Raw genomic sequence first — 21,472 nt, 5'->3', positions numbered from 1 at the left:
TCTCTTCCCCCCGACATGATAGCGCGAATGGGTAAGGAGACGCCGATGGCCGACCGAATGTCCAAGGCCGAATTCATTGCGCTGATTGCAATGATGTTCGCGACAATCGCATTTTCGATCGACTCAATGCTGCCCGCGCTGCCCGAGATCGGAGCACAACTCAGCCCGGGCGACGTGAATCGGGCGCAGTTGATCTTGACCTCCTTCGTTCTGGGTATGGGCATCGGCACCTTCTTTACCGGGCCACTGTCGGACGCTTTCGGGCGCAAACCGGTGATCTTTGGAGGAGCCAGCCTTTATATCCTGGCTTCCGCAGTTGCATGTGAGAGTTCGTCGCTTGAGATGGTTCTGGCCGCGCGAGTATTGCAGGGATTGGGAGCCGCAGGGCCACGAGTTGTCGCCATGGCGATCGTTCGGGACCTGTATGCCGGGCGCGAAATGGCGCGGATCGTGTCGATCGCCATGATGATCTTTACGCTGGTACCTGCTGTCGCGCCGATGCTCGGTGCTGGTGTCATCGCAATGGCAGGTTGGCGTGGCATATTCATGTCCTTCATACTGTTCTCTCTTATCTCGATTACCTGGATGGGACTGCGCCTGCCCGAGTCGTTGCCCCGCGAAAACCGACGCCCCTTACGGCTTCCCTTGATGGTCAGCTCCGCAATGGAAATGTTCACGCATCCGACTGTGCGTTTGTCGATCATCGTCCAAACCCTGTGCATGGGGGTTCTGTTCACCATGTTGACCATGGTGCAACCAGTGTATGATGTGATCCATGATCGGGCCGACAGCTTTCCTTTCTGGTTTGGCTTCGTGGCTCTGATATCTGGATCGGCCAGCGTCCTTAACGCAGCGGTGGTAGTGCGGGTCGGTATGCGCAGGATGGTGACATGGACACTTGCCGCCCAGATCGTGTTGACATCGCTTGTCATTGCCCTGAACTCTGTCGATCTGCCGCCGAATGCTTCTTTTGCTCTCTTTGTCGGCTGGCAGGCATCAATCTTTTTCATGGCTGGAACAACCCTAGGCAATCTGAACGCCATCGCGATGGAACCCATGGGGCACATTGCGGGTATGGCTGCATCCGTTATCGGCGCGATCTCCACGGTACTCGCTGCTGCAATTGCGGCTCCCGTCGGGCTGTTGTTTGATGGTTCGCTGACACCGCTGACATTCGGCACCCTCACGATGTGCATCGTCGCCTTTGCATTGATGCTGCACATGGGACGGATCGAGGACCACTTACCAGCATAACCTGTTTGATTTCGCACAAGTGGGCTACAATCCCCTCAAGCAAGGGGGACTTCATGAGCGCCTATTACGATCTTGGAACATATTCGAGCCCGGTAACAACTCGGTCTGCGCAGGCACAGCTTTGGTTTGATCGAGGTTTGATCTGGACCTACGGCTATAACCATACCGAAGCTGTCGCCTGCTTTGAAAAAGCAGCACATGCGGATCCGGACTGCGCCATGGCATACTGGGGCATCGCCTATACCTCCGGCCCAAATTACAACATGCCTTGGGAACGTTTGGATACTCAAGGTCGCGCTGATGCGTTGGCCAAATCTTATGACGCCACGCAAAAGGCATTGTCGTTAGTAGACGGTGTGACCCCGGCAGAATCCGCCCTGATTGGCGCTCTGCCAGCACGTTATCCTCAGCGCCATTTGACTGATGATATGCACCTCTGGGATCATGATTTTGCGGATGCGATGCGGGCTGCGTTTGCCAAGGTTCACGATCACCTTGATGTTCGCACAATCTATGCCGAATCTCTGCTCAACCTGACTCCATGGCAGATGTGGAATTTAGAAACTGGCGAACCTGCCGAAGGTGCCGCCACATTGGAAGCGCAGAAGGTTATGGAATGGGCCATGGCCAATGACCCGGCCGCCATGTCTCATCCCGGCCTTTTGCATCTTTACGTACATCTGATGGAGATGTCCCCGACCCCCGAAAAAGCATTGAAAGCAGGTGATGTTCTCAGAACACTGGTGCCGGATGCAGGTCACCTTGTGCACATGCCGACCCATATCGACGTGCAATGTGGCCATTATCACAATGTGGTCCATTGGAACGAGGCAGCCGTCGAGGCCGATCTGAAGTATTACGAACGCGAAGGCGCGTTCAACATTTATACCGGCTATCGCCAGCACAATTATCACTTTGTGATTTATGGTTCCTTGTTCCTCGGTCAAATGGAACCGGCCTTACGCGCCAATCAAGGTATCTGGGACACCACACCCGAAGAGATGTTGCGCATCGAAAGCCCGCCCATGGCCGACTATTTCGAAAGTTACATGGCCATGGGGCCGCACATCCTGATCCGGTTTGGCCGCTGGGAGGAGGCACTGCAGCTTGAGATGCCCCAGGATGAGGATCTATTCTGCACCCTCGCAGCGACAACGCGGTATGCACGTGCTCTGGCTTTTGCGGCAACCGGCCAGGTCCGTGAAGCGGAAAACGAAGAAAAACTATTCCTCAAAGCCGCAGTACGGGTTCCGGAAACACGTCTATTACATAACAACAGGGTTATCGATCTACTTGAAGTCGCAAAGGAAATGTTGCGCGGCGAGATCGAGTATCGGAAAGGCAACTATGACATCGCTTATTCTCACCTGCGCCATTCCGTCGAGTTGGACGATGGCTTGCAGTACGACGAGCCTTGGGGTTGGATGCAGCCGACACGCCACGCTTTGGGGGCCTTGCTGTTAGAACAAGGCCGTATTGAAGAAGCCGAAACAGTCTATCGTGAAGATTTGGGTTTAGCAGGGACTCTTGGCCGCGCGCTTATCCACCCGAACAATGTCTGGAGCCTTAAGGGGCTGTATGACTGCCTCAATAAACGTGGCGAACATGCTGAAATAAAACAGATTCACCAACAACTAAATCTTGCACTGGCAAGAGCGGACCGGGTAGTCGGCGCATCATGTTTCTGTGCCCGGGCTGCAATGAAGGCTGCGGAATGAGATTCTGGATACTGCTGTCACTTACGGTTTTTGCCACTCCTGCACTCGCTGAACGCCAATCCTTTCCACCTACAGACGAAGCCGGAAGCGACCCAGACCTTGAGGTATTCCGCAAAGGTCTTAAGATAGCAGTGGCTAATCGTGATGTCGAAACTGTTGTGGCCTCGGCATGCCCGGACATTCACCTCAGCCTCGGAGGCCAGGGTGGCCCAGAGGAGCTTCGCCTGAACCTCACTCTACCGCCGGAAACCCTGTCCGAAGAGTTTCAACACGAGGCCGATGAGTTGCGTGAAGAATACTGGACCGCACTTTCGGATACGCTTGAAGCGCCGGGATATTTCGATGAACAGGGCGAGTTCTGGATGCCTTATCAGTGGCAGATCAGGTTGCCTGCAGACGTCGACCCATTTGACACGTATTTTGTGACCGGAGAGAGAGTAGCTTTGCGCTCGGAAGGCACTTCAGACGCGACGATCCTTGATCTCATCAGTCACGAAGTCGTTTTCGCGTTCGGTTTCGATCCTGACACCGACTACCAAAAAATCCGGCTTACAGACGGGGCGGAAGGCTACATGCACCGCGACTTTTTATGGTCCATGGTTGGGTATCGTGCAGCCTTCGCAAAATCACCAAACGGTGACTGGCAACTGTGCACCTTTGTTGCAGGAGACTGACGTCTCAGGCTTTAACCTTTCTCTTGGTCTCGATCACTTTCTCGGCCAAATCGCGAGCTATTGCAAAGGCGCCCTTGATCTTGTCGCTGTCATTTTTCCAGTCGCGGCGCACGACAATCTTGTTGTCTTTGACCTTTGCCAACCCGCGCTGGTTCTGAATGAACTCCACTAACCCCTCGGGCGAAGCAAACTTGTCGTTGTGGAACTGGATCGTCGCCCCTTTTGGCCCGCCATCCAGCTTGGCGATCCCTGCCCGTTTGCACATTGCCTTGATACGAACCACCAGTAGAAGGGTGTTGACCTCCTTGGGAAGAGAACCGAAACGATCGATCAATTCTGCGGCAAAGCCTTCTAGCTCCACCTTGGACGACAGTGACGATAACCGGCGATACAGACCTAGCCGCACATCCAAATCCGGTACGAAATCCTCGGGGATCAGAACCGAAACACCAAGGTTGATCTGTGGCGCCCATTGGTCGTCGGCATCGCTCAGGCCCCCGAGTTCTCCGGCCTTAATCTTTGCAATCGCCTCTTCCAGCATTGATTGATACAGTTCATAGCCCACGTCGCGCATCTGGCCGGATTGTTCCTCGCCCAACAGGTTCCCGGCACCTCGAATATCGAGGTCTTGCGATGCCAGAGTGAATCCCGCCCCAAGCGTGTCGAGCGAACCAAGAACACGCAGCCTCTTTTCGGCGGCGGGCGTCAGCTTCATTCGCGGCTTGGTCGTCAGATAGGCATAGGCGCGGGTCTTGGAGCGCCCTACCCTGCCCCTGATCTGATATAGCTGCGCCAACCCGAACATATCCGCCCGATGGATCACCATCGTGTTCGCGGTCGGAATGTCCAAACCGCTTTCAACGATGGTCGTTGCCAAAAGAACGTCATACTTGCCGTCATAAAAGGCATTCATCCGGTCATCCAATTCTCCCGCCGCCATTTGCCCATGGGCAACCACATAGGTCAGTTCGGGCAATTGGTCTTTCAGGAACTGTTCGATATCCGGCAGATCGGAAATTCGCGGGACCACGTAAAAACTCTGCCCACCCCGATAGTGCTCGCGCAACAATGCCTCACGGATCGTAACTGAATCGAATTCGCTTACATAAGTCCGGATCGCGAGGCGGTCGATAGGCGGCGTTCCAATGATCGACAGGTCACGCACACCGGTCAGTGACAGTTGCAACGTGCGCGGTATTGGCGTTGCGGTCAGTGTCAGAACGTGGATGTCCGACCGCAGTTGTTTCAGCCGTTCCTTATGACCCACACCAAAATGCTGTTCTTCATCTATGATTAGAAGTCCAAGATTGTTGAACCGAATGCCCTTTGCCAGCAACGCGTGTGTGCCTATCACGATATCAACCGTTCCGTTTGCAAGCCCTTCGCGGGTTTGTTGCGCCTCCTTGGCTGAAACAAATCTAGACAATTGCCGGACCTGCAATGGAAAGCCCCGAAACCTGTCCCTGAAGGACGCCGCGTGCTGGCGAGCGAGCAAGGTCGTTGGCGCGATCACTGCAACCTGCAGGCCGGACATGGCGGCCACAAACGCTGCCCGCATCGCGACCTCGGTCTTTCCGAACCCCACATCACCGCATATCAGCCGATCCATAGGAACACCTGAATGTAGATCTTCCATCACGTCCGAAATGGCGCGCAGCTGATCCTCGGTTTCCTGGTAAGGAAAGCGCGCGCTGAACTCCTCCCACGCGTGATGCGGAGGGTCCATGACCGGCGCCTTGCGCAAGGCGCGTTCGGCGGCAATCCGGATCAGGCGGTCGGCCATCTCTCGGATTCTTTCCTTGAGCCGGGCTTTCTTTGCCTGCCACGCACCGCCGCCCAGGCGATCCAGCAAGCCCTCTTCGTGACCATATTTGGATAGAAGTTCGATGTTTTCCACCGGCAAGTACAGCTTCGCCTGTTCGGCATATTCCAACAACAGGCATTCATGCGCCGCTCCGGCGGCCGTGATCACTTCCATCCCCTGATAGCGCCCAATACCATGGTCAACATGGACAACCAGATCGCCGGGGCTGAGCGACTGGGTCTCGGTAAGGAAGTTTTCGGCCTTGCGGCGTTTCTTGGGCTGGCGGATCAGTCTGTCGCCCAGAACGTCTTGTTCGGAAACTACCGTCAGATCGGGCGTTTCGAACCCATGTTCCAAAGCCCAAACCGCCAAGTGCAGGCCGCGGTTTCCGATCCTTGTGCCATCTTTGACCGGTATCGCCTCGGCCAGACCCTCGTCTTCGATCAGCCCGGTCAAGCGCTCGCGCGCACCTTGGGAATAAGAGGCAATGAGGACCGGCCCTTTTTTCATCTTGTCGTTTATGTGCGAAGCCAACGCACCGAAAAGACTGATGTTTTCCTGTTGGCGTTCGGGTGCAAAGTTACGCCCAATCCGACCTCCGGCATCGATTACACCAGGGCCCGTCGATTGCGGCAACGGATTGAACTGCAAGACCCGTCGATCCGAAACCGCTTTGCCCCATGCGGCATCGTCTAAATACAGAAGCGAGGGAGGCGCAGGTTTGTACACCGTGTCCATTCGTGAACGGTTTTTCAGCGCCAACACCCTCGTTTCATATTGATCCTCAATACCTTCCCATCTCGACAATCGGGTCGGCGTAACCTGATCGTCCAAAGTGATCGTGGCGTCGGGAAGGTAGTCGAAAAGAGTTTCAAGCCTGTCATGAAAGAAGGGCAGCCAATGTTCCATCCCTTGGTGTTTCCGGCCTGCAGTTACCGCTTCATAAAGCGGGTCGTCAGTGCCTGCCGCGCCAAATTCGATACGGTAGTTCTGGCGAAACCGGGTTATCGCGGCGTCGTCCATGATGACTTCGGATACCGGGGCTAGTTCCACCACTTCTAGCTTTTCTGTCGTGCGCTGCGTACCTGGATCAAACCGGCGCGCGCCATCAAGAACATCTCCAAACAGGTCAAGTCGCACCGGTCCGCTTTCACCGGGCGGAAAGATGTCGATTATCCCTCCGCGAATAGCGTAGTCACCCGGTTCCATCACCGTCGGGCTTTGGGAAAACCCCATGCGAACGAGAAAGTTGCGCAATGCAGCCTCGTCTATGCGGTGATTGACACGGGCAGAAAAAGCGGCCTCGCGCAACACATCGCGGGATGGGACACGCTGGGTCGCAGCGTTCAATGTCGTCAACAAAACGAACTGCGCTGGCATCTGATGTGCAAGCGCGGCCAATGTGGCCACCCGAGCCGCTGCGATGTCCGGGTTCGGCGACACACGGTCATATGGTAGACAATCCCAACCCGGAAAGACAAAAACGGGCATGTCAGGTGCAAAGAATGCGAGCGCTGCGCGCATCGCCTCCATCCGCTTGTCATCGCGCGCGACATGGGCCACCGGTGATTTTGTCCTGGCGATTTCGTTCAAGATCAGCTGTGCGTCAAACCCTTCGGGGGCGCCGCCGACTGTCACGTGGTTCGGTGCCTTCATTGTTTTCGCCTTCCTGAATTCCACCTAGCCAAGAACACCAATCGACAGGTTTTGATACATCCCCCAAAGGGAAGTTACAAAGATCGATACCATTCCGATGAGTTGAGTGTAGAGGCGGCATCGCAGAAACATCTTCGATATCACCTCCAGGTTCGGCTCTGTTGCCCGGATTCGGCGCGCCAATGACAGGTTCAGCAAGGCGACAAGAGACATAGGAAACGCCAAAAGAAATACCGCCTGCGCAAACTCGATTCCGTAGTAGAATCCAAGCGTCAGCAACACGGTCAAAAGAAATGATATGATGCCCAACAGCCATACGCCCGAGACATCGGCAATAAAGAGTATCCGATTCACATTGATCCGGACGATATCCAAAAAATCCACCTCGGCCTGCCCCCCGGTGCGCCGGGCGCGCTGGATCAAGTCGTACGGCACGCCCAATACCCAGTGACTTGCCGAAGACCACACCACGGCAAGCGCGATCCAGAACCATAGATTCGAAAAACTTCGCATATCTATGAGTTCGATGATCGAGGAATACCAGTCCAACCGCGTTACCCTTTTATTTCTTCGCCGCAAGGTCGTTCTATTGCGGCCACGCGGCCATTGGTACACTTGAGGCTGGTGGGAATTCATGCCACCCAATGCGCAAATGTGCAAGGAGAGCGAGTCATGAAACCCACTATTGCCCCATTTCCCAACACTCGTTTCCGCCGCGCGCGTCAATCCGAAGCTATCCGAGGCCTTGTTCGCGAGAACACTCTGTCGATCAATGATCTTATCTGGCCGGTCTTTGTTCGTGACGGTGATGGCATCGAAGAACCCGTGCCATCCATGCCCGGCGTCTTTCGCCGCTCCGTTGATCTGATCAGCGATGCCGCAGTCGAGGCGCATGCGTTAGGTATACCCGCAATCTGCATATTTCCATACACCGATCCAAACCTGAAAACCGAAGACTGCGCCGAAGCATGGAACCCCGACAACCTGTCCAACCGTGCGATCAGGGCGATCAAGGCAGCGGCACCTGACATTGCCGTGATGACTGACGTCGCTTTGGACCCCTACAACATCAATGGGCATGACGGCTATGTTGTGGACGGCGAAATCATTAACGACGCCACCGTCGACGCCCTAGTCAAGATGTCTCTCGCTCAAGCAGAGGCAGGCGCTGACATCATCGGTCCTTCGGACATGATGGATGGGCGTATCGGTGCCATTCGGCAAGCCCTCGAAAACGCAGGGCACAAGAACGTGATGATCCTGAGTTACGCCGCCAAATACGCCAGTGCATTCTATGGACCGTTCCGCGATGCGGTAGGAGCGTCGGGTGCGCTCACGGGAGACAAGAAAACTTATCAGATGGACCCGGCAAACTCGAACGAAGCGTTGCGTCTGATCGAGCGCGATCTGACCGAAGGCGCCGACATGGTGATGATCAAACCCGGAATGCCATACCTGGATATCTGCCGGCGGGTGAAGGAAACGTTCGGCGCTCCGACCTATGCCTATCAAGTGTCCGGCGAATACGCGATGGTTCAGGCCGCGGCGCAACAAGGTTGGATTGATGGCGAGAAAGTTATGCTTGAAAGCTTGCTGGCATTCAAACGCGCGGGTTGCGACGGCATCCTGACGTACTTTGCCCCAGAAGTTGCGCGGCTTTTGAATAGCTAACAGCTCAATTTCCCGCGATTTTTCGCCTATTGTGCGGATCCGGTGGGCAGCTTTCCCGTGACAGACCCGAGCAATCGGCGTATCCTCGCCCGCAAGACCGGGAAAACTCGGCTTGATCAGGCACCAATACAGAGAAACGAGATATGAGCAGTTCCAACACCTTCCGACTGACCCGTCGCGGCTTTGCCTTTGGCATGGCCGGGCTGACCCTTACCGCAGCTTGCGGGAATGGCGTCGGTAACTCCAACGCGGCAACGATCGATGCTCGGGTCGATGCAACACTAAACGAAATGTATTCGCGCTATCCCAACACTGTCGAAATTGCGCAAAAAGCCAATGGGATGCTGGTAATGCCACTTATTACCGAAGCTGGCTTCATCTTTGGCGGTGGTTATGGCCGCGGAGCGTTGCGCATCAACGGGGCAACCGTCGACTACTATTCAGCGGTCAAGGGAACGGCCGGTTTCCAGATCGGCGCGCAACAATATGCGCATGTCCTGTTCTTCATGACACAGGACGCACTGAACGATTTCCGCCGCTCAAGCGGATGGACTGCCGGTGCGGATATCGGCTACGTGGTCAGCGACCAGGGGCAAACTTTGACTGCTGACACCACGACCCTGCGCACGCCTGTTCTGGCTGCCATTTTCGGCCAGGCAGGCCTTCAGATCGGTGCGTCTTTGGAAGGTGCCAAATATACGCGGATCATTCCCTGATTTCTGCCCGAATTAAATGCGTGCCGAACGTGATGATTCTTCGGCGCGCGCAGACATTGCGGAACTTGTCGCCAACTCCCCTTCCGGTTCCGGCAAGCTTCCACTAATCTCCGCGCGAATGCGAAACTCAAACCTCACGGGGAGTTCATGGGTCTTCTTTTTCGCTGGTTGATGCGGATCGCGGCTGGCCTCGTCGCTCTGGTCGTCGCCGGTGTGGTATTGGTCTATTTCCTCGCCAGCCAGTCGCTGCCGGAGTACAATAAGTCGGTCGAAGTCGAAGGCCTGACCGCTCCGGTTGAAATTGTACGCGATCATTCGAACGTTCCGCACATCTTTGGCGAGAGCGATCCCGATGTTTTCTTTGGTTTGGGATATGCGCACGCACAGGACCGACTGTGGCAAATGACGGTGATGCGGCGAACTGCCCAAGGGCGCCTGTCAGAGATATTCGGTCAAAGGACCGTTCCGATCGATAAATTGCTCAGGCGGTTTGATCTTTATCGGCTTGCCCAGAAATCCGTCGATGTTCAAGACGACTACACCAAGAAAGCCCTTCAAGCCTATGCTGCTGGCGTCAATGCGCGACTCACCGAGATCAACGAGGATGCCCTGGGGCGCGGCGCACCCGAAATGTTTCTGTTCAACGCTCCTGTCGCTCCGTGGCGCCCCGGCGATAGCCTTGCAATCATCAAACTGATGGGTCTGCAACTGTCCGGCCATTTGGAAGAGGAGGTTTTGCGCGCCCGCGTCTCTCTGATGCTGGACGACCCGGCACGACTGGCTGATATCTTGCCGGATGTCCCTGGGCCGGGCACAGCCGCATTGCCAGAATACGCCGCCCTCTTTCCGGATGTCCCGCGTTACGCCAAAGGCACGGCAATGCTCGCCGACCCCTTGTCACCATTTCCGAAACGGGGTCTGGCTGGCGCGTCGAATGCATGGTCGGCAGCACCGAACCGATCCGCCAGTGGAGGAACTCTGTTGGCCAACGATCCGCATCTTGGGTTTTCGGCGCCTACAATCTGGTACCTTACCCGGCTCGAATTGGAGAATGGTGGAATTATAGGGGCCTCGATTCCCGGAGTTCCGGCCATCATGGTTGGCCGGAGCGATCGTTTGGGCTGGGGGCTGACATCAGCCTATATGGATGATCAGGATCTCTATGTCGAAAAACTCAATCCAGACAATCCCGAAGAGTACCTGACGCCGGATGGCTATAGGTCATTCGAATCGCGCCCTTCCATTATCGAGATCAAGGACGCCCCACCGATCACTCTGACCCTGCGCTGGACCGAAAACGGACCTGTCCTGCCTGGAAGTCACTATAGCCTCGAAACCATAACCCCACCTGGCCACGTTGTGTCACTTGCCTGGACTGTGTTGAGCCCAAGTGACACATCGATGAGCGCCTCATTGGCCTTGATGAACTCGAACAACGTGCGCGAAGCAATACGGTCCACCGAAGCGTTCATTGCCCCGGCACAGAACTTGTCCCTTGCAGACAAGAACACCATAGCCATGAAGCTGGTCGGCGCGATACCCGATCGCGACCCGGCGCACCAAAGTCAGGGCCGATTGCCCAGTCAGGGATGGCGCACAGAAAATCGCTGGCAGGGGCGCGCGCCCTATTCCGAAAACCCCGAATTCGTCTCACCTTCCGGTGGCTTAATGGGCAATACCAACAACAAGATCATCGACAGACCATTTCCAAATCACGTTTCTTTTGTCTGGGGCGACACCCAACGCGTGCAGCGATGGGAAAAACTAATGCAGAACCGCGAGGTGCACACCCGCGACAGTTTCATAGAAGCGCAGTTGGATCCTGTCAGTATCACAGCACGAACGTTATTGCCGCTCATCGGTGCAGATCTTTGGTTTACAGGCGAATCCGCACCCGAGGGCACACCCGAGCGGCGACGACAGATTGCCCTTGCCTTGCTGGCCGAATGGAATGGCGAGATGAACGAGCACCTTCCCGAACCGCTCATCTATGCGGCATGGGTTCGGGCGTTGCAAAAGCGGCTGATAGCTGACGAACTTGGGCCACTGGTCAGCGAATTCAAACATGTGGAGCCACTTTTCATCGAACGGGTCTTTCGCGACATCGACGGAGCATCAGTCTGGTGTGACGTGCGCCAAAGTGCTCCCTTGGAAATTTGCACGGATATGGCCCGCCTTGCCCTTGACGACGCGCTGATCTGGGTAGCCGAAAAGTATGGCGGATCACTCGAGGCGCTGCGTTGGGGTGATGCACATCAGGCGACTCACGATCATCAGGTTTTGGGATCGGTTCCGGTCCTTCGCTATTTCGTCAATATCCGCCAGTCCACCAGCGGCGGGGACAACACCCTCCAGCGCGGCCGCACATCGGGTGAAGGGCCCAATCCGTTCCTCAACGTTCACGGCGCAGGGTATCGGGGCGTTTATGACTTCGCCGATCCGGATAGTTCTGTTTTTATTACCTCCACCGGTCAGTCGGGACATTTCCTGTCGCGCCACTATGACGACCTCGCACAGCTTTGGCGGCGTGGCGAATACGTGCCAATGTCTCTGGATGCCGATCTCGCCAGGGCTGCGGCGGTCGGCACAACAAATCTGATCCCCCGCTGAGTTCAAAAGACGAGGCCTTGGCAATCAATCGCGCGATTCTCGGGAGGACATTTACGAAGCTACCCTCGTTGGCATACTCTTGGCAAACCGACGCGCCACTCGGAGGGGGCAATGGCCAGTGTTCAAGACGTTCTTCAAAACCTTGCACGCGACTATGCAATCGCCTGGAGTTCAGCGGATGCCGATACCGTGGTCTCATTTTTTGCTCCGGATGGAAAAACCTGCGTGAATGGCGGTGACGTCATTCAGGGCTATTCAGCGATAAAAGAACTCGCGCACAGCATTTTTGCTGCCTTTCCGGACCTGGAGATCCGATGCGATATGATGCGCAAAGCGGGCAATCACGCACTGTTTGTCTGGACGATGGAAGGTCACCATGCCGAGACCGGAAATCTTGTCATTTGCCGTGGATGGGAAGAGTGGGATTTCGATTCTGACCTGAAAATCCTAAACGCCAAAGGCTGGTTCGACGCTGAAGACTATCAAAAACAGATCGTTGGCGGCTGAACTTCATAACGCATCAAATCTGGCTTCTTGAATAGGTGTCCACAAAACAGAGAGCTCGAAACCCTTGTCCGATTGAGTTTCGGACTGCACAACGTCCTGTTCGAACAACCATGCCCGCTTGCGGCCTTCGGAAAAACCAAGATGTAACACAGCCTCGTTGCGCACCACTTGAAGTTCTTGCGCTATTGCTGCCAGAAGTGGTTCCACCCCCTCGCCGCTAACTGCGGAGATCGCAAAGATTTTCTTGTCTCGCGCAGCTCGTGCCAAAACGGAGGTTCGTGCTTCGTCTTCAAGCAAGTCGACCTTGTTCCAGACCTCCAACCGTAGTCGATCCTCGGTCACGCCCAATGATGCCAGAATCGCCTCGACATCCTGTGCCTGCGTTTCAGTTTCGCTGTGGCTGATGTCGCGCACATGAATGATCAGGTCCGCGCCCAGAACTTCTTCCAAGGTGGCACGAAATGCCGCGACCAGTTCAGTCGGCAAATATGAAATGAACCCGACCGTGTCCGATAAAATTACTTCGGGACCGTCAGGCAGCTGCACGCGGCGCATCGTTGGATCCAGCGTGGCGAACAGCATGTCCTTGGCCATTACTTCCGCGCCGGTCAAACGATTGAAGAGGGTCGACTTTCCTGCGTTGGTATAGCCCACCAGCGCGACAATTGGATATGGAACCTTAGCTCGCGCTGCGCGGTGCAGAGTGCGGGTTTTCACCACCTTCTCCAATTGCCGGCGCAGGCGAACCAGTTGTTCGTCAATGGCGCGTCGGTCGGCCTCGATCTGAGTTTCACCAGGACCGCCGACAAACCCAAGCCCCCCACGCTGCCGTTCAAGGTGGGTCCAGGCCCGGACTAGTCTTGTGCGTTGATAGCTAAGCGCGGCCATTTCGACCTGCAGCACACCTTCTCGGGTGCGGGCGCGGTCACTGAATATTTCAAGGATCAAGCCCGTTCGGTCCAGGATCTTGACCTTCCAAGCATTCTCGAGATTGCGCTGCTGTACCGGTGTCACCGGGCCATCAATCAGGACAAGCTCGATCTTGTTTTCGTGAAACCGGTCACCCAGTTCTTCGATCTTGCCACTGCCAAACAGATAACCGGGCTGCGCTCGCTGCAAGCGCACAATATCGTACCCGATTACGTCCAGATCAGGCAAAGCTGCAGCAAGTGCTACAGCTTCTTGCAGCGCCGGTCCCGGAAGACGACGTTCATCATCTGACTTGATATCCGGATGCAGCACCCACGCCCGGGTGAGCGTCCTGTCATGTTCCATCAAGAGGCGTCTTCGCCCTCATAAAGGTTAATTGGCTGCGACGGCATGATGGTCGATATCGCGTGCTTGTAGACCAACTGCGACTGTCCGTCGCGGCGCAACAATACGCAAAAATTATCGAACCAGGTAATCACACCCTGCAATTTAACACCGTTGATCAGGAAAATCGTAACCGGAACTTTAGCTTTCCGTACGTTATTCAGGAACGCATCCTGAAGATTCTGTCTGTCCGAAGCCATATTTTTATAATCTCGCCATTGTTCTTGCTACGCGCTGCGGACCAACGCGCTCCCTCTGGCGCAGTATGAAGTGCCGCGACAGGATATTCCAGACGAAAAAAGGAAAAGCATGACGTGACGTCAAGCAATTTCTTTAGGCGCGCCACAGGGATGGGGTCAAAAGTGCAATTATTGCCAGTGTTTCAAGACGACCGATTATCATTGCGGCACAAAGCGTGAATTTTGCTCCCACACCGAGCTCGACGAGCCGGATCGGTATTTCGGTGGCGGTTTCAATCAGCGGTCCGGCCGTCGTCAGTGAAGCGATCGTTAGCACCATAGATTGCTCGAAACTCGACCCCAAAACAGAGAACACAATGGTGAAAACGGTCAACGAAATCGCAAACAACATGAAAAAGATCCAAGCAATGAAGGCCCCATCGCGTTGAATTCGCCGATGTCCACCTGCCGTTCCGCTGATCGAGGATGGGTAGATCAACCGCTCCATCTCGCGCAGCCCGTTAAGGTAAAGTGCAAAAACACGCAAAAGCTTCACACCACCAGCAGTAGTGGCCACACCACCACCGACCATGGCGAGCCCCATCAGAATCATTCCCGGCGTTCCCAGCCCTGACCATTGCTGTGCCTCAGCCCAATCGGAACTGACAAATCCTGTGGTCGTCAGAAAAGAGAGCACAGTGAACATACTGCCCCACAAAGACCGTAATCCTAACTCCGCATTCATCTCAGCGTTGACGTCATAAGCACCCAGCCAATGCCTGAAAAACAAGATGAGTGGAACGGATACCACAAAAAGCAGACCCACGCGAAATTCGGGGTCTTTGTCCAGACGCGAGTAACCCGAAGCCGCGGTATCAGACGAAAAAGTCAGACGTGACAGGGCAAAGAACAAAAACAGAAACAGGATCGCTTCGCCGGTCAAACCCGACGTCGACCCTTCGAGACCGCCAACCGGCGATATCCCGGAAGTGGCCATGATTGACATCGAATGGCAGATTGCAGTCAAGCCTTTTTCGCCTGCAATCAGAAGCAGAACCCATATGACACCAGTAAGACCAGTGTAAACTGGAACGAGCGTTCTTGAAATCTTAAACAACCGCCCGCGAGGATCGGCTCTTTCACTTTGCACTACGCCGAAAACGGCACGCCCTGGCTCTCCCTTGGCCGTTACTTCAAAACCGCCCAAGGACAAAGGCGCCAAGATTGCAGAGGCGGCAATCCACATTAGCAGCCCCCCCATCCATCCCACCTGAGCGCGCCACAGATGCAACGGCGCAGACAGCCGTTGAGGATCAGGAAAAACATTTGCACCGGTCGTCGTCAACGCGCTGACCATGTCCAGATAGGCATTGAGAAAAGTCGTTGTGCCCAATGCGTCGTGGAGGGGAATTGCCAAAAAAATCGGCATGAACGCAAACGTCGCAAGCAGCGCGGCCAGTTGGCCCAAAGTACCCCGTTTCGGAAACCGGTTGAGCATTGCCAGCGCAACCATCGCCACAATCACCAATCCAACCAGACCCGAATAAAAAAAAGACCGAGATGTTGGATGATCATTTAGCGCCAACGAATAGCTGGCCGGAATCCACATGGAAATCGATGCAATTCCCCAAATAACCAGGAACAGCGGCATGCGCCGCAAGTACCCGATTTTTTGCTTTGCCCGGACCGCCATCAGAAAAAATCGATTGAAACCTGCATGAGCCGTTCGACCTCGGCGACATCGTCGGCCATGGCGAAAATCGCCAAAACGTCTTTTTCTTCGATCCGAAGGCTTCCGGTTGGTCGAAGAACCTCGTCACCCTTGCGCACAGCTCCGACAAGTACGCCTTCGGGAAAGTCGATATCGCGCAATTTTTGACCTGCCATGGGAGAGGTCGACAAAACCTCTGCCTCGATCACTTCAGCCTCGGCATCGCCGATCGAATAAACCTGGCGTACACGGCCATGGCGAATGTGGCGCAGGATGGAACTGACTGTGGTCGCGCGCGGATTGATATACGCATCAACACCCAAGGGGCCCATCAGCGCCACCATACTCGGGTCGTTGACCAGCGCGATGGCCAGCGGACATCCGTCAGCCTTTGCCCTAACGGCCGCGAGCATGTTGGTCCGGTCATCATCGGTCACCGCCAACATTGCATCAGCGCGTTCGATTCCCGCTTCTTTGAGAAGCGCGGAATCAAGGCCGTCTCCATTCAGAACAATGGTACGTTCCAGCGCTTCGGCTGCCCTTTCCGCACAACGTCGGTCGCGCTCAATGATCTTGACCCGTACCCTTCCCTCACGCTCCTCCAGTGTCTTGGCCACTTCCAGACCGACATTTCCGCCGCCGACAATCACAATCCGATCCTGACGTTTCTGGGTCTTGCCAAAAACTTCCATGGTTCGATCCACGTCTTCCACTGCGGTAAAAACGTAGCATTCATCGCCGACGAAAAGTTGATCATCAGGTTCGGGTGCGAACAGCGAACCGGCTCGTCGGACGCCGACAACAATAGACTTGAGGGTTGAAAACAGGTCTGTCAGCTGCCGCAATGGCGTGTTGATGATCGGGCAAGCCTCTTCAACTCGGATGCCCAAAAGCTGCGCCCGACCGCCCATGAAAATCTCGGTGTCAAACGCTGCAGGTGCAGATAAACGGCGCATGGCAGCGGCGGCCACTTCGCGCTCGGGGCTGATAACCACATCGATAGGCAGGTGGTCGCGCCGGTACAAATCCGAGTGGATTGCCTCGAGATAGGACTTCGCCCGTAAACGCGCTATCTTTCGTTGGATTGAAAAAACCGAATGGGCCATCTGACAGGTGACCATGTTCACCTCATCTGAATGAGTTGCCGCAATGATCATATCTGCGTCTCGCGCACCTGCTCGCTCTAACACATCCGGATAGCTGGCAAAGCCCGCGATTCCCTGTACATCCAGCGTTTCCGTGGCCCGGCGCACAAGGTCGGGATTGTTGTCAACGACCGTGACATCGTTCAACTCTCCGGAAAGGTGACGCGCGATCTGCCATCCGACCTGACCTGCGCCGCAAATAATGACCTTCATTTCTCTGGCCCTTCTGCCTGAGCGTTTTGAATGACAGATGCAATTCTGGCGGTCAATTCAATTGTCTTAAACCCATGGTTGAGGCAATGTAAGCTAATGAAAACAGTGATCCCCACCAGCTTGCTCATCCTCGCTCTTACGGCCTGCGGTCCGCTGTCTCTGTACTATCGCGAAGGCGCATCAGTTTCGAAGATGCAGACCGAGACCACTGATTGTCAGATCAAGGCGCTCCGAGACGCTCCGGTCGCAAACCAGGTTCGCCAAAGCCCACCAATCTATTACCCTGGCCGAACCGTCTGCAACAGCTCTGGCCAATGCTACACAACCGGCGGTTGGTGGCAGCCGGGGCACCTCTATACCGTCGACGTCAATAAGGGCCTTCGCAATCGCGTCGAGGCACAGTGCATGGCGCAAAAGGGCTACCGGCCGGTCAGCCTTCCGCCTTGCAGGCCAAACGTGAAATCTCTTGTTCCGGCGTCTCGGACAACGACCTTGCCGCCGCTGGGCGAAGGGGCGTGTTTTGTCAGATTCGACGATGGCACATTTCAGATCATCACCCCGCAACAAGCGGGGTGACTCTTTCATGTCTCCTATTCTGCCGGTTCCGTTTCGTCCACATGCGCAACCCGGGCACCGGATTTGTTGGATGTGACAACTCCAAGCGACTTCAACTTACGATGCAACGCGCTACGCTCCATCCCGACAAAGCTTGCGGTCCGACTGATGTTTCCACCAAAGCGGTTGATCTGCGTCAAAAGATATTCCCGCTCGAACGCCTCGCGTGCTTCACGCAAAGGCAGTGTCGCCAACGCCCCGGACAAAACGACACGCCCTTCGTCTTCGGCACTTTGATCCTCGTTAGGAAGTTCCCGCGCTTCGATCACGCCGGCGCTCTCCCCTAAGATCAAAACTCGCTCCACCAGGTTCTTGAGTTGCCGCACATTACCCGGCCAGATCATCGTTTGCATCAGGGCAACGGCCTCGTCGCTAAGCTCACGTAGTGGCAATCCCTGTGTCTCGTGACACATGTCGATGAAATGCCGCGCCAGCATCGGAATGTCTTCTCGCCGCTCTTCCAAGGAAGGCACGGCCACCGGAACCACGTTCAGCCGGTGATACAGTTCCTCACGGAAGCGCTCCTCGCGAATTTCGTTTTCAAGGTCCCGGGTTGTCGAAGAGATCACGCGAAGATCAACGCGAACCTTGTCTGTTCCGCCCACTCTTTGAAATTGCTGATCGACCAGAACGCGCAGGATCTTTGACTGCGTACCAAGCGGCATGTCGGCCACTTCGTCGAAATAAATCACACCTCCATGCGCTTCCTCCAGTAACCCGGATTCTATGCCGCGTTCAGAAGATTCACGCCCAAACAGCACTTCTTCCATGCGCTCGGGCTCCATCCCCGCACAATTAACGGTCACGAATGGAGCGTTTGCGCGATTTGAATGGGCGTGGATATAGCGTGCGGCGATTTCCTTGCCTGAACCCGCCGGTCCTCGCAACATTACTCGCCCATTGGATTTCGTGACCTTGTCCAACTGGTTCTGCATCGTACGGAAGGCAGCGGACTTACCGATCATATCGGAACAACTGACTTCGCGCCGTTTCAGCGCGGCATTCTCGCGCCGCAGACGCGATGTCTCCATCGCGCGCCGGATGACAACCATCAACTGATCAATGTTGAAGGGCTTTTCTATGAAATCATAGGCACCTTGTTTGATTGCAGCCACCGCGATTTCTATATTGCCGTGCCCGGATATGATCACAACCGGTACATCGGGATTGTCGCGCTTCACCGCTTTGAGGATATCAATCCCGTCCATCCGGCTGTCCTTGAGCCAGATATCCAGGATCAGCAGCCCCGGCGGCTCGGAATTGATTGCCGTCATACATTCATCCGAATTGCCAGCCAGGCGGGTGGAATACCCTTCGTCCTCCAGGATATCGGACACCAGTTCGCGAATATCGCGCTCGTCATCTACGATCAGAATATCACTCATGATTGGCCTGCTTTCAAATTGGGTTTAATTGCCTGCTTTTGTGGTTCGGATCTCGGGTCGCTCCGGACCCCTGGTAAGCGGATCACGGCCATTGCACCGAAATGGTCCTCTCCGTCGAAAACCGGCGCATCCTCCAGGGTGAGATTGCCGCCGTGTTCTTCAATGATTTTCTTGACGATGGGCAAACCGAGCCCGGTACCTTCGTCTCGCGTAGTCACATAAGGCTCAAACAGTCTCGCCCGATCCTCAGGTAGCCCAATGCCGTTATCGGCTATCGTGATTTGGACACCATCGGTAAGCTCCCTCATCGCCACGCGGATTTCCGGAGCATGATGTTCAAGGACGCCATTTTTCTTAAAAGTTTCAATCGCTTCTCCGGCGTTTTTGATAAGGTTTGTCAGTGCTTGATTGAGCATCGTCGCATCCACATCCACAATGATGGGTTCTTCAGGAAGATCCGCCTCGATTCTGACATCCGGTTGCCCTGCCCGCTGTAACAGCACGGCTTCCCGAACCAACTCGACCAAATCTTCTTCGTGCCGGTCCGGATCTGGCATTCGCGCAAATTTGGAGAACTCATCGACAATACGCCGTAGATCATTGGTCTGACGCACGATTACATCCGTCATCGCCGTGAGAACATCACAGTCTTCCCCATCAAGCTTATGCGAGAATTTTCGTTTTATTCTTTCAGCACTTAACTGAATTGGCGTCAGCGGATTCTTGATTTCGTGTGCAATCCGTCGGGCCACATCGCCCCAAGCAGCCATACGTTGTGCACTGACCAGATCAGTGACATCGTCAAAGGCGACCACATAGCCCTCGAGTCTGCCATCCTCGTTACGCCGAGTCGACATGCGAACTAACAGATTTTCCAGCCGACCCTTCCGGGTCACTTTGACTTCTCCCTGAACAGTCTCCTGCGTCCCGATTTCCAGTGTTTCGAAAAGTGGCAGGAACTCTGGTACCGCAACCCCCAAAGCCAGACTCTGTTCATCACCCGTCCAATCGAGCAAGCGTTCTGCCGATCGGTTCACAAAGGTGATCTTTCCGCCCGAATCCAGCCCTACAACGCCAGAAGTAACCGAGCTCAAAACCGAATCGAAGAGCCTACGCCGGCGTTCGATTTGTTGCGTGTTCTCAAGCAAGGCGTCGCGTTGGCCTTTAAGTTGTCGCGTCATCTGATTGAAGTAGCGACCCAACATCGATATTTCATCATCTCCATCACCTTCGGCCACTTGCACGCTCAAATCCCCTGCCCCAACACGCTGTGCCGCCGTTGTCAGCCAGCCGACCGGGCGCGACAATCGTTCAGCGAACCACATGCCTAAGGACACCGCAGCCAGAATAAGGATGACCGCAAATCCCAGATACAAAAGCCCGAATTCAAAAAGAACCTTGCCGCGCTCACTTTCCAGTTGCTGGTAAAACCGCACTGTTTCCTTTGTATCATCCAGAAGATTCAGTATTTCGCCGTCGACTTCCCGGCTCACATACAGATAGCGATCCAGATACACTTCCAGGGGAACAAGCGCACGGAATTCGTTGTTGCCCCAGTCTTGGATGATCAGAAAGCCTTCATCGTCCGATTGTACAATCTCATTGTTTGTTGGTTTTTCAAAATTGAATAGGTAAGAACGATCTCCCCGTGCTCGGATTTCACCTGTTCCGTCGATGATATAGGCTTCGCGTAATCCGCGTTGTATCTGGCTTTGGCCCTGCGCCAGCACTTCGCGCAGCTCGGCGTCAGTAACAAAATAGTTCAATTGACGCGCCCGATCGAGAAAACGTGCAAGAACAATCGCGTCTTGGCGCAAGCCTTCGCGGTGCTCCAGTTCATAGGCTTCGGCAGCGGACAGAGATGACCCAACCACCTGGCGCACTCGATCCGAAAACCAGCCTTCCAAACCAATATTGATGGTCAGCCCCGCAAAGATCGCAACTGTAACCGTCGGGACCAACGCCAACAACGTGAATGCGCCAATCAAGCGCAAATGCAGGCGCGACCCGGCCGACTTGGCGCGGCGTGCCACAACCAAACGCCCCAGCTGCCCCAGCACCAATGCGGCAAGGAACAGGACGTAGACCAAATCTGCCAGCAAAACGAGCCGCATGGCCGATGCGGAAGCGCCAAGATCAAATGGACCGATGACAAGATACGTTGCAAAGGCCAGAACAGGCCCTAAAAGAACAAGCCCCAACGTCCCGAAATTGCGCAATCTTCTGGACTTGCGCCACCGATTGATCGATGGGATTGACCCGTACTGTGACCGGGATACCACCTGCTGCCCTCATTCTGA

The 21,472-nt window shown here is 55.1% G+C and carries 16 protein-coding genes; 8 read left to right on the top strand and 8 right to left on the bottom strand.

All coding sequences use genetic code 11. The annotated features are described in order from the left end of the window. The first annotated feature begins 45 nt into the window (after nt 1–45). From ACR0LZ_RS16520 to ACR0LZ_RS16510, 3 genes are read left to right on the top strand one after another with little or no spacing between them, the layout of a single operon-like run. Complete coding sequence (locus tag ACR0LZ_RS16520) at nt 46–1,254, top strand: multidrug effflux MFS transporter (protein WP_480750929.1); 1,209 nt, start codon at nt 46–48, stop codon at nt 1,252–1,254. Between the two features lie 53 nt (nt 1,255–1,307). Continuing rightward, a complete protein-coding gene (locus ACR0LZ_RS16515; RefSeq protein WP_480750928.1) occupies nt 1,308–2,972 on the top strand; it encodes a tetratricopeptide repeat protein in 1,665 nt (554 codons plus the stop codon). Next, nucleotides 2,969–3,646, top strand: coding sequence for an SH3 domain-containing protein (locus tag ACR0LZ_RS16510; protein WP_480750927.1), 678 nt, complete (start codon nt 2,969–2,971; stop codon nt 3,644–3,646). The genes ACR0LZ_RS16515 and ACR0LZ_RS16510 overlap by 4 nt, the downstream gene beginning before the upstream one ends. Before the next feature lie 4 nt (nt 3,647–3,650). Here ACR0LZ_RS16510 and mfd read toward each other — a convergent pair whose 3' ends face one another. Next, entirely contained in the window at nt 3,651–7,106 is a 3,456-nt protein-coding gene (mfd, locus tag ACR0LZ_RS16505; protein WP_480750926.1) for a transcription-repair coupling factor, read from the bottom strand. 24 nt (nt 7,107–7,130) lie between these two features. Next, a complete protein-coding gene (locus tag ACR0LZ_RS16500) occupies nt 7,131–7,655 on the bottom strand; it encodes a component of SufBCD complex (protein WP_480750925.1) in 525 nt (174 codons plus the stop codon). A gap of 123 nt (nt 7,656–7,778) precedes the next feature. Here ACR0LZ_RS16500 and hemB point away from each other — a divergent pair, with 123 nt between their 5' ends. The 4 genes from hemB to ACR0LZ_RS16480 all read left to right on the top strand — a co-directional run bounded on the left by hemB (nt 7,779) and on the right by ACR0LZ_RS16480 (nt 12,610). Beyond that, complete coding sequence (gene hemB, locus ACR0LZ_RS16495) at nt 7,779–8,777, top strand: porphobilinogen synthase (RefSeq protein ID WP_480750924.1); 999 nt, start codon at nt 7,779–7,781, stop codon at nt 8,775–8,777. Nucleotides 8,778–8,920: 143 nt separating this feature from the next. Continuing rightward, the gene (locus tag ACR0LZ_RS16490; protein ID WP_480750923.1) at nt 8,921–9,493 is read left to right on the top strand and encodes a lipid-binding SYLF domain-containing protein; all 573 of its coding nucleotides are present in this window, start codon (nt 8,921–8,923) and stop codon (nt 9,491–9,493) included. A gap of 147 nt (nt 9,494–9,640) precedes the next feature. Beyond that, complete coding sequence (locus ACR0LZ_RS16485) at nt 9,641–12,103, top strand: penicillin acylase family protein (RefSeq protein ID WP_480750922.1); 2,463 nt, start codon at nt 9,641–9,643, stop codon at nt 12,101–12,103. Nucleotides 12,104–12,214: 111 nt separating this feature from the next. Next, nucleotides 12,215–12,610, top strand: coding sequence for a nuclear transport factor 2 family protein (locus ACR0LZ_RS16480; RefSeq protein WP_480750921.1), 396 nt, complete (start codon nt 12,215–12,217; stop codon nt 12,608–12,610). Between the two features lie 3 nt (nt 12,611–12,613). Here ACR0LZ_RS16480 and hflX read toward each other — a convergent pair whose 3' ends face one another. From hflX to trkA, 4 genes are all read right to left on the bottom strand, one after another. Next, the gene (hflX, locus tag ACR0LZ_RS16475) at nt 12,614–13,885 is read right to left on the bottom strand and encodes a GTPase HflX (RefSeq protein WP_480750920.1); all 1,272 of its coding nucleotides are present in this window, start codon (nt 13,883–13,885) and stop codon (nt 12,614–12,616) included. Next, nucleotides 13,885–14,124: an RNA chaperone Hfq gene (gene hfq, locus ACR0LZ_RS16470; RefSeq protein ID WP_005982826.1), complete on the bottom strand. Its 240-nt coding sequence runs from the start codon at nt 14,122–14,124 to the stop codon at nt 13,885–13,887. The genes hflX and hfq overlap by 1 nt, the downstream gene beginning before the upstream one ends. A 133-nt stretch (nt 14,125–14,257) precedes the next feature. After that, on the bottom strand, nt 14,258–15,796 hold the full coding sequence (locus ACR0LZ_RS16465) for a TrkH family potassium uptake protein (RefSeq protein ID WP_480750919.1): 1,539 nt from the start codon (nt 15,794–15,796) through the stop codon (nt 14,258–14,260). Next, complete coding sequence (gene trkA / locus ACR0LZ_RS16460; protein ID WP_480750918.1) at nt 15,796–17,172, bottom strand: Trk system potassium transporter TrkA; 1,377 nt, start codon at nt 17,170–17,172, stop codon at nt 15,796–15,798. The genes ACR0LZ_RS16465 and trkA overlap by 1 nt, the downstream gene beginning before the upstream one ends. A gap of 96 nt (nt 17,173–17,268) precedes the next feature. Between trkA and ACR0LZ_RS16455 the strand changes: the two genes are divergently transcribed. Continuing rightward, the gene (locus ACR0LZ_RS16455) at nt 17,269–17,748 is read left to right on the top strand and encodes a hypothetical protein (RefSeq protein ID WP_480750917.1); all 480 of its coding nucleotides are present in this window, start codon (nt 17,269–17,271) and stop codon (nt 17,746–17,748) included. A 14-nt stretch (nt 17,749–17,762) separates the two neighbouring features. Here ACR0LZ_RS16455 and ntrX read toward each other — a convergent pair whose 3' ends face one another. Both ntrX and ACR0LZ_RS16445 read right to left on the bottom strand, forming a co-directional pair. Then, nucleotides 17,763–19,172, bottom strand: coding sequence for a nitrogen assimilation response regulator NtrX (gene ntrX / locus ACR0LZ_RS16450; protein ID WP_480750916.1), 1,410 nt, complete (start codon nt 19,170–19,172; stop codon nt 17,763–17,765). Then, nucleotides 19,169–21,454, bottom strand: coding sequence for a sensor histidine kinase NtrY-like (locus tag ACR0LZ_RS16445; RefSeq protein WP_480750915.1), 2,286 nt, complete (start codon nt 21,452–21,454; stop codon nt 19,169–19,171). The genes ntrX and ACR0LZ_RS16445 overlap by 4 nt, the downstream gene beginning before the upstream one ends. Nucleotides 21,455–21,472: the final 18 nt, after the last annotated feature.

The sequence above is a fragment of the Ruegeria sp. CI1 genome (genome assembly GCF_056536925.1).
The sequence above is the reverse complement of the archived record's forward strand: the minus strand, read 5'-3'. Positions and strand labels throughout refer to the sequence as shown.